The sequence below is a fragment of the Kitasatospora putterlickiae genome, assembly GCF_039527695.1.
Lineage (GTDB): Bacteria > Actinomycetota > Actinomycetes > Streptomycetales > Streptomycetaceae > Kitasatospora > Kitasatospora putterlickiae.
On the sequence record NZ_BAAAKJ010000085.1, the window covers coordinates 1 to 8,556 of the forward strand.

The 8,556-nt window shown below is 74.6% G+C and carries 11 protein-coding genes; 9 read left to right on the forward strand and 2 right to left on the reverse strand.

Annotated features, from left to right (window positions below; genetic code table 11):
* Together ABD308_RS09415 and ABD308_RS09420 are read left to right on the forward strand one after the other, a co-directional pair.
* Positions 1–511 (forward strand): transglycosylase SLT domain-containing protein (locus ABD308_RS09415; protein WP_344330687.1); only part of this gene is annotated, 511 nt, incomplete at its 5' end.
* A gap of 73 nt (positions 512–584) precedes the next feature.
* Positions 585–1,685 (forward strand): calcium:cation antiporter, encoded by a 1,101-nt coding sequence (locus tag ABD308_RS09420; protein WP_344330689.1) that lies wholly within the window; start codon positions 585–587, stop codon positions 1,683–1,685.
* Positions 1,686–1,719: 34 nt separating this feature from the next.
* On the opposite strand, the gene ABD308_RS09425 is transcribed toward ABD308_RS09420, so the two are convergent.
* Positions 1,720–2,973, reverse strand: a complete 1,254-nt coding sequence (locus ABD308_RS09425; RefSeq protein WP_344330691.1) for an LPXTG cell wall anchor domain-containing protein — start codon at positions 2,971–2,973, stop codon at positions 1,720–1,722.
* A gap of 350 nt (positions 2,974–3,323) precedes the next feature.
* Here ABD308_RS09425 and ABD308_RS09430 point away from each other — a divergent pair, with 350 nt between their 5' ends.
* Positions 3,324–4,706, forward strand: a complete 1,383-nt coding sequence (locus ABD308_RS09430) for a geranylgeranyl reductase family protein (protein ID WP_344330694.1) — start codon at positions 3,324–3,326, stop codon at positions 4,704–4,706.
* Between the two features lie 120 nt (positions 4,707–4,826).
* Here the strand turns inward: ABD308_RS09430 and ABD308_RS09435 are convergent, their stop codons facing one another.
* Positions 4,827–5,216 carry a hypothetical protein gene (locus tag ABD308_RS09435; RefSeq protein WP_344330699.1) on the reverse strand — a complete coding sequence of 130 codons (390 nt, stop codon included), beginning with the start codon at positions 5,214–5,216 and terminating at the stop codon, positions 4,827–4,829.
* A 315-nt stretch (positions 5,217–5,531) separates the two neighbouring features.
* Between ABD308_RS09435 and ABD308_RS09440 the strand changes: the two genes are divergently transcribed.
* The 6 genes from ABD308_RS09440 to ABD308_RS09465 form a co-directional block, all read left to right on the forward strand.
* A complete protein-coding gene (locus ABD308_RS09440; RefSeq protein ID WP_344330714.1) occupies positions 5,532–5,822 on the forward strand; it encodes an SH3 domain-containing protein in 291 nt (96 codons plus the stop codon).
* Between the two features lie 71 nt (positions 5,823–5,893).
* Entirely contained in the window at positions 5,894–6,508 is a 615-nt protein-coding gene (locus ABD308_RS09445) for a GNAT family N-acetyltransferase (RefSeq protein WP_344330717.1), read from the forward strand.
* A gap of 90 nt (positions 6,509–6,598) precedes the next feature.
* Positions 6,599–7,087, forward strand: a complete 489-nt coding sequence (locus tag ABD308_RS09450) for a hypothetical protein (RefSeq protein WP_344330720.1) — start codon at positions 6,599–6,601, stop codon at positions 7,085–7,087.
* Between the two features lie 176 nt (positions 7,088–7,263).
* On the forward strand, positions 7,264–7,716 hold the full coding sequence (locus ABD308_RS09455) for an HAD family hydrolase (RefSeq protein ID WP_344330723.1): 453 nt from the start codon (positions 7,264–7,266) through the stop codon (positions 7,714–7,716).
* Positions 7,717–7,784: 68 nt separating this feature from the next.
* Entirely contained in the window at positions 7,785–8,267 is a 483-nt protein-coding gene (locus ABD308_RS09460) for a hypothetical protein (protein ID WP_344330726.1), read from the forward strand.
* Positions 8,267–8,556: hypothetical protein (locus ABD308_RS09465; protein WP_344330728.1), on the forward strand; the 290-nt coding region annotated here is incomplete at its 3' end. The genes ABD308_RS09460 and ABD308_RS09465, both read left to right, overlap by 1 nt.

Sequence of the window (8,556 nt, forward strand, 5' to 3'; positions counted from 1 at the left end):
CCGGTCGCGCCCGGCCGGCCCGGTGCGCCCCGGTGACCTGCCGCCCGGCGCCGACGTCCCGGTCGCGCTGCGCGGGCCGATCGCCGACGCGTCCCGCCGCTGCCCCGAGGCCGAGGTCACCCCGGCGCTGCTGGCCGCGATGATCAAGGCGGAGTCGGGCTTCGGCACGGCCGCGGCCCGCCCCGAGACCGGGGAGTACGGCGTGGCGATGTGGACGCCCTCCGTCTTCAACGCCTGGGCGCAGGACGCCGACCACGACGGCGTCAAGGACTACATGGACCCGGACGACGCGATCGCCGCGATGGGCGGCTACGTCTGCTGGCTCACCCAGCGCTTCAAGCAGCGCGGCTACTCCGACGCCGAGCTGCCCGCCCTGGTGTCGGCGGGCTACCGGACGAGCGACAAGACCGTCGCCGACGCCGGCGGCGTCCCCGATCGGGTGAAACCGCACGTCACCAGGGTCCTCGCCTACCTCGCGGACTACGGCGGGAGTACGGTGGCCGGGTCATGAGGTCGGCCACATCCACCGCCTCCCCGGTGGCGTCGCCACGGAACCCGTGCTTCCGGATGGGATGCTCGGCGGCATGTTCACCAAGCTCCGTCCCCTCGTCGCGCAGTGGACCGTCGTCGTGCCCCTGCTGGCCTTCGCCGTCCTCGCCCTGACCTGGCACCGCGAACTCCCCGGCTGGGTGGTGGGCGTGGTGTCGCTGTTCCTGGCGGGCGCGGTGCTCGCCGCCGTGCACCACGCGGAGGTGATCGCCCACAAGGTGGGGGAGCCGTTCGGATCCCTGGTGCTCGCGGTCTCGGTGACGGTGATCGAGGTCGCGCTGATCGTGACCCTGATGGCGGACGGCGGTGACAAGTCGGCGACGCTCGCCCGGGACACCGTGTTCGCGGCCGTGATGATCACCTGCAACGGCATCCTCGGGCTGTCCATCGTGGTGGCGGCCCGCAAGCACCGGGTGGCGGTCTTCAACGCGGAGGGCACGGGCGCGGCGCTGGCCTGCATCGGCACCCTCGCCACCCTGAGCCTGGTCCTGCCGACCTTCACCACCTCCTCGCCCGGCCCGCAGTTCTCGCCCGCCCAGCTGGCCTTCGCGGCCACCGCCTCGCTGGTGCTCTACGGGCTGTTCGTGTCCACCCTGGCCTTCCGCCACCGGGAGTACTTCCTGCCGGTCACCGCGGAGGGCAAGGTGGTCGAGGAGGAGGAGCACGCCGCGCCGCCGACCCGCCGGGCCACCCTCGTCAGCCTGGCCCTGCTGGGCGTGGCGCTGGTGTCGGTGGTCGGCCTGGCCAAGGGCGTGTCGCCGACCATCGAGTCGGCGGTCCAGTCGGCGGGGCTGCCGAACTCGGTGGTCGGCGTGGTGATCGCGCTGCTCGTCCTGCTGCCGGAGACCATCGCCGCCCTGCGCGCGGCCAAGCGCAACCGGGTGCAGACCAGCCTCAACCTGGCGCTCGGCTCGGCGCTGGCGAGCATCGGCCTGACCATCCCGGCCGTCGCCGTCGCCTCGTTCTGGCTCTCGGGGCCGCTGGTGCTCGGCCTGGACTCCTCCCACCTGGTGCTGCTCACGCTGACCCTCGTGGTCGGCACGCTGACGGTCATCCCGCGCCGGGCGACCCCGCTGCAGGGCGCGGTGCACCTGGCCATCCTGGCCGCCTACGTGGAGCTGGCGATCACGCCCTGAACCGCGCNNNNTTCGCGTGTCCGGGGTGCGGTCGTCAGGCGCCGGCGCCGCGACGGCGGCGGGTGTAGACGACGGTGCCCGCGCCGCCGAGCAGCAGGACGGTGCCCGCGCCCGCCACCAGCAGGGTGCCGGTGCCGTCGCTACCGGTGGACGCGAGGTCCTTGCCGACCAGGGCGGCACCGGGGATCGGGGTGGGCACGCTGACCTGGGTCGGCATGATCAGCGGGTGGTCCGGGTTGATCTCGGTCCCGGGCGGCGCGGTGTGCACCGGGACGGTCGCGGTCGGCTTGGCGGCCTGGCCGCTCGTGGTCGGCGCCGGAGCCTGCCCGCTCGGGGAGGCGCTCGCCGACGGGCTCGGCGAACCGGTGGCGCTCGGGGTCGCCGACGGGGTGGTGGACGGGCTCGCGCTCGGCGTGACGGTCGGGCTCGCCGGCGGGACCGTGCTCGGCGTGGTGCTGGGCTCGGTGCTCGGGGTGACCGACGGGGTGGTGCTCGGGGTCGTGCTCGGGGTGACCGACGGGCTCACCGACGGCGTGGTCGGGACCGGCGTCACGGTCGGGGTGGCGCTCGGGGTCGTGGTCGGCGTCGCGCTGGGCGTCGCGCTCGGGGTGGCCGGGGGCGTCTCGCTCGGGACGACGGTGGGCACCGTGCTCGGCGTCGTCGACGGGGTGACGGTCGGCGTGGCGCTGGGCGTGACGGTCGGCGAGGTCGACGGCGTGGTCGGAGCCGGCTTGGTCGGCGTCTGCGTCGGCGTCGCGGTGGGGGTGGCGCTCGGGGTGGTGGTGGCCGTGCGGGTCGGCGTCGGGGTGGGGGTGGGGGTGGGGGTGCGGCCACCGCAGTCCACCTTGAACACCTTCTGCTTCGGGTGGTTGAGCTTCGGCGGCGTGCTGGGCAGCTTGCCGTGGTCCAGCTCGATCGCCTCCCAGTACAGCTTGTACTGGCCGTCGGGGAGGTTGATGTCCACGGTCCGGACGTGGCCCTTGCCGTCCACCGGGATGTCGCCGTACAGGACGGCGGTCTCCTTGTTGCCGGAGTGCATCCGGGCGATCGTCCAGACGATGTCCTGGCCGGCGTCGAAGCCGAACGAGTCCAGGTAGAAGGTGCAGACCTTGGGCTCGTTGTTCGTGGTCTCCTCCCCGGTCGAGGAGTCGTGGATCTTGACGGTGCCGTTGTTGCCCTTCGCGGCCTGACCCGCGGGGGTGGCCTCGGCGGCGTGGGCCGAGAGCAGCAGGGCGGCGACGGCGGGGACGGCGACGAGGGATCTCGCCGCTGTGGAGCGAATGCGCATGGCTGTGTCCAACGGGGATCGGCGGTCCGCGTGGGACCGCGCGGGGGGAGTGGGAGCCCTCGGCCGATGGCGGTCGGCGGACGAGACGCATCAAAATCCCGCAGCGGATCCCGCCCTGCAAGGAGGGTTTGGCCGAATTGCGAGGAAGCGGAGCCGATTGTCCGACAAATCCACCGCAACGATTCGGTCACATGGATGTGAGCGAACCGTGTGCCGGATCGGGCCGGTGAGGCGGGGTGTGGCGCCCGGTGCCCGCGTGTCGGGTTCGACGGGGCGTTCGCGGTCCATATCGTCTGTGTCCGCCGAATTCGCCGAGTCCGCCGCAGGACCGACACCCGTGGGAGCGCCGCATGCCCGGCCCAGCACAGCAGCCGTCCACCCGTTCAGCCCAGCCGGCCCCCGCCGACCCGGCCGGTGGCGTGGAGCCGTCCGCCGCAACCGAGGACGCGTCCGGGAACGACGCGGAGACGGCCGATGTCGTCGTGGTGGGCGCGGGCCCGGCCGGCTCCACCGCCGCCTACCACCTGGCCCGCACCGGCCTGGACGTCCTGCTGCTGGAGAAGTCCGCCTTCCCCCGCGAGAAGGTCTGCGGCGACGGCCTGACCCCGCGCGCCGTACGGCAGTTGATCGACCTCGGCATCGACGTCTCGGAGTCCGCCGGCTGGCTGCACAACCGCGGCCTGCGGCTCGTCGCGGGCGGGCGCCGGGTGGAACTCGACTGGCCGGAACTGTCCGCCTTCCCCGGCTTCGGGCTGGTCCGGCGCCGCGCCGACTTCGACGAACTGCTCGCCCGCCGCGCCGCCTCGGCCGGCGCCCGCCTGGTGGAGCGGGCCAACGTCGCGGGCCCGGTGGTCGACGAGCGGACCGGCCGGATCACCGGGGTCACCGCCAGGCTCGGTGAGGACCGCCGCCCCGTCACCTACCGCGCGCCCCTGGTGGTCGCCGCCGACGGCAACTCCACCCGGCTCTCCCTGGCGATGCGGCGCTACCGGCGCACCGACCGGGCGATGGGCGTCGCCTACCGCACCTACTTCACCACCCCGCGCCACGAGGACCGCTACCTGGAGGCCTGGCTCGACCTGCGCGACCCCACCGACCCCGCCCGCCGCCTCCTGCCCGGCTACGCCTGGGTGTTCGGCATGGGAGACGGCACCGCCAACGTCGGCCTCGGCGTCGTCGACACCGGCGCGGTGCCCCGCGAGGTGGACTGGCGCCAACTGCTCCGCCGCTGGTGCGACGACCTGCCCGCCGACTACGGCTACCACCCCGAGGCCGTCACCGAGCCCATCCGCGGATCCGCCCTCCCGATGGGCCTGAACCGCCAACCCCACTACGCCGACGGCCTGTTGCTGGTCGGCGACGCCGGCGGCACGGTCAGCCCGGCCACCGGCGAGGGCATCGCCTACGCCATGGAATCCGGGCGCTACGCCGCCGAGGCGATCGTCCAGGCCCTCGCCCGGCGCACCGACCGCGGCCGCGACCTCGCCCTGCGCGCCTACCCGCAGGCGCTGCGCGCCGCGTACGACGGCTACTTCGCGCTCGGCCGCCTCACCGCCGCCGCGCTGAGCCACCCACGGCTGGTGGGCGCCGCCGGGGCGGCCGGGCTGGGCAGCCCGGCCCTGCTGCGGGCGACCTTCCGGCTGATGGTCAACCTGACGGAGCCCAACTCCCGTGACGCGCTGGACCGCCTGCTGCACGTCATCGGCCGCCTGGCCCCCAGCGGCCGGGGCTGAGGCCCGCCGCCCGCCGGAGCGGGAAGTCGGCCGGTCCGACTTCCCGCGCCGGACGATCGAGCGCCACCGGCTCGCCGGCCGGGCCTTCGCGCGCGGACGCGGAGGGGATCCACCTCCGCCCTAGTCGCTGAACCAGGCGCGGCCGTCGGCGGACAGGAAGGCCCGCAGGACGAAGCCGCCGAGGGCGATGCCGGTGAGGGCGGCGATGGAGCCGGTCGCCACCAGGAGCACGGCGACGGCGACGGACAGCGCCTCGATCACGGCCACCGTCGTCCTGGTCCAGGCGGCCCGGCGGGAGGCGAGGCCGGCGCAGGTGCCGAGCAGCAGGCCGAGCAGGACGGAGGTCATCGCCACGAAGCGCACCAGCGCCATCTCGTCGCCCTGGTCGCGGCCGAGGGCCCCGAGCAGCAGCAGCCCCGAACAGCCGCTGAGCGCGGCGTGGATCCACACGCACACGACCGCCCGCCGGACCGTCGTCGGCATCCGTCGTGCGGCGCACTGGTCCGTCATCGCTGACCACCCCCGGTCGTCGGGCGCCCGTGGCCGGTGGCCGGGCCGTACCGGCGAGGATCGGTCCGGTCCGACGAGCTGTCAATGGAACTGATGCGTCGGGCGGTGGCCCCAGGACGGTCCCGCCGCTGGTTGCGGTGCCTGTCCCCGGTCCCAGGCTGGGGGCGCGACCGTCCGGTGCGCGCGCCCCCCGGGCGAACGGATTGCCGAGACGGCGCCAAAGCGGCCGAATTCGGCCGGTCGCTCCCTAGTCTCGTGGCACACGGGCGGACCGCTACGGTCCCGCTCGCTCGATGAGAGAAGAGCGAGGAAGAGATGGGTACACCCAGCGAGCCCTTCGGGACCGTCGTCAGTGAGATCGGAGTCAACATCCGGGAGTTCCCCAGCACCGACTCCTCCATCGTCGGCACCTTCCCCTTCGGCGCCAAGATCGGTCTGCGGTCCAAGGTGAGGGCCCAGAACATCGACGGCAACGACATCTGGTACCTGCTGCGCGACCGGAACGCCTGGGTCGCGGCCCGGCACGTCGCCAACACCGGCAACGTGCCGTTCGCCAAGGACGCGGGCAGCTCGGGGGCGGCGGCCGGCGGCGGGGCGTCCGGGTAACCGGTCCGGGCCGCGGCACCGGGGCCGTAAACCCGTTGCTCAACGGCGGGGGCGGGGGATAGGAAGAGCGGATGAGCACCACATCCACCGCACCAGCCCCCGTCCCCGCCTTCGTCCCGGCCACGCTCGACCTGGGCGATGTCGTCCTGCGCCCGTGGGGGCCGGAACTCGACGTCCGGGGCGGTGCGCTGGAACGCCTGACCGCGGCGGCCGCCGACCCGGAGATCGCGCTCTGGAACCCGCTGCGCGCCGCCGACCTGGTCCAGGCCGAGGCGTGCGTCGACCGCTGGTCCACCGGATGGAGGAACGGCACCCTCGCCTACTTCGCGATCCTGGACGCCACCACCGCCGACCTCCTCGGCACCATCGCCCTGCGGTGGACCGACCGCGCCGACGGTCTCGCCATGGTCGGCTACTGGCTGCTCCCGTCCGCCCGCGGCCGGGGCGTCGCCAGCCGCGCCACCCGCGCGATCACCCAGTGGGGCTTCACCACCGCCGGCGCCCGTCGCATCGAACTCGCCCACGCCGTCGACAACCCGGCCTCCTGCCGGGTGGCCGCCCGCTGCGACTTCCCCCTCGAAGGCACCCTCCGCGCCTCCTTCCGCTTCGGCGACGGCCTCCACCACGACGAACACCTCCACGCCCGCCTGTCCACCGACCCCTGGCCCACCGATCCCACCACCTGATACGGCCCACCGGTCGCTGCGTCCGCTTCGGTGAAAGCCGCCACCGCGGCGAGCACGGGTGATGTCGGAGGCGGTTGATACCAAAACCGCATGACCGACGACGAGATCATCGACAGGATCCGTGAGCAGGCCCGGTCCGGAGGACTGCCGCTGCCGGCACCGCTGGAAGCCGTGGCCGAGCTTGAGGCCGCGGTGGGGCACCGGATGCCGCCGTTGCTCAGGCGGATCCACCTCGAAGTCGCCGATGGGGGGTTCGGCCGCTGGGACGGCGCACTGTCCCTCACCGAGTACCAGGACGAACCGCCCGTGCTGGAGGCGTACCTCGCGTGGCGCGAGGGTTATGGCACGGACTATCCGACACCGGTGGTGCCCCTGCTGACGTGGGGCTGCGCGATCTGGTCGCTCGTTGACTTCGGCACTCCCGAGGGACGGATGTGGGGCTGGGACCCGCACGGCTCGTGTCCGCGCCACGCCCTCTTCCCCGAGCCGTTCACCTTGTCCGAGCGGCTCACCGGCTGGCTGGACGGGCGGGAGGACTTCCCGCAGCCGCCCGACCGACCCGAGTGCCCGGACTGCTGACACGACCGTGATCAAGAAGCGCGGCGTGTCGCGGCCAGGGGGCTCGGAATCGTGTTCGTCCCAAGCCGGTGGCTCTCGCCCGCCTGGCCGCCGGCGGTCGCGGGGGCGGGGTGAGGGGGGCGGGCCTAGGCTGGAAGGGCGCGCCGGTGGGTGGTGCGGAATGGGAACGGTGGGCCATGACGGTCGTCTCGGCGGCACTCTTCGGGGCCGGTTGGCGTGCGACGTCACGCGGCGCCGCCGAGTTGCCGCGTGAGTGCGCCGCCCGTGGCTGGACCGTGGTGCTGACCGCCCCCGGACCGGGCGGGGCCCCCGCGCTCACCGTGGCCGATCCCGGCCACGACCCGGTCAGGGCCGCGCTCGACCTGGTGGACGGTGAACCCGCGCACGCGGTGTTCGTCGCCGGGAGCGTGCCCGAGGTCCGGGCCGCGCGCCGGGCCGGAGTGGCGTGCGTCGCCGTGCTCGGCGCCGGCGCCACCGCGCCCGGGCTGCGGGCCGCGGGCGCCGTCGAGGTGCACCGCGACGCCGCGGCCCTCTTGCGTGTGCTGGACGACAGCCTGCTCGCCCGCCCCCGGGCGTTCGGCGACCGCCGTCCGACCGCTGCGACCGCCTCGGCGGGACGGAGCGGTTAGCCCGCACCCCGCCGGGCAATCGCCCGGACGGGAGGACGTCGTCACCGGAAGTGCCGGAGGTGACCGAGATGGACGGACCCGCGCTGAGCGGACGGGAGCGGCGGCTCCTGGCCGAGATCGAGGGTGAGCTGCGCCGGGACACCCGGCTCGACCGGCGGTTGAGCACGATGGGTGCCAGACGGCCGAGCCGGTTGGGGCGCGCGTTGCGCGGCCTCGGCCGCCGGGTGCCGGCCGGTGTGCCGATGACGGCACTGGTGATGTCGGCGATCTGCCTCAGTGTCGCGGTGCGCAAGCCCACCGCGGTCATGGCGATCGCCACGGCCCTGGTCTGGGCCGGCAGCGTCGTGCTGGCGGCCGTGATCTCGGTCCTGCTGCGCCGCCACCGGCGCCGCCGTGCGGAGACGGCGGACGGCCTGCCGGACGGCGGGCCCGGCGGGTTCCGGGAGCCGCGGAGCCGCGGGTGGCCGGGGGAGCCCACGGACGGCGGCGACCACGGGGAGGAGCGTCGGGACGGCCGGGACCGCCGGCCCTGGGACCACCCGGAGATGTGATGACCACCGACCTGTGGGAGTACCGCCCGGGCTCCCACCACGCCGCCGATCTGACGCTGGTCGGCTATGAGGTCGAGGCGACCGACGGCCCGCTGGGCCGCGTCGACCAGGACGCCGGAGACCACCTGCTGGTGGACACCCGGCCGTGGGTGCCGGGCGCCCCGGTCCTGGTGCCGGTCGGACTGGTCTCCCGGATCGACCACCTGGAGCTGGTCGTCCACCTGGGCTGCCCGCGCGCCCGGGTGCGCTCGGCCCCGCCGCCCGCCGCCGTGGACCGGACGGGCGGCGG

Bases quoted from the DNA above. Each gene is read 5' to 3' on its own strand.
- ABD308_RS09420 (WP_344330689.1), top strand. From the start codon at position 585: ATGTTCACCAAGCTCCGTCCCCTCGTCGCGCAGTGGACCGTCGTCGTG.
- ABD308_RS09425 (WP_344330691.1), bottom strand. From the start codon at position 2,973: ATGCGCATTCGCTCCACAGCGGCGAGATCCCTCGTCGCCGTCCCCGCC.
- ABD308_RS09430 (WP_344330694.1), top strand. From the start codon at position 3,324: ATGCCCGGCCCAGCACAGCAGCCGTCCACCCGTTCAGCCCAGCCGGCC.
- ABD308_RS09435 (WP_344330699.1), bottom strand. From the start codon at position 5,216: ATGACGGACCAGTGCGCCGCACGACGGATGCCGACGACGGTCCGGCGG.
- ABD308_RS09440 (WP_344330714.1), top strand. From the start codon at position 5,532: ATGGGTACACCCAGCGAGCCCTTCGGGACCGTCGTCAGTGAGATCGGA.
- ABD308_RS09445 (WP_344330717.1), top strand. From the start codon at position 5,894: ATGAGCACCACATCCACCGCACCAGCCCCCGTCCCCGCCTTCGTCCCG.
- ABD308_RS09450 (WP_344330720.1), top strand. From the start codon at position 6,599: ATGACCGACGACGAGATCATCGACAGGATCCGTGAGCAGGCCCGGTCC.
- ABD308_RS09455 (WP_344330723.1), top strand. From the start codon at position 7,264: ATGACGGTCGTCTCGGCGGCACTCTTCGGGGCCGGTTGGCGTGCGACG.
- ABD308_RS09460 (WP_344330726.1), top strand. From the start codon at position 7,785: ATGGACGGACCCGCGCTGAGCGGACGGGAGCGGCGGCTCCTGGCCGAG.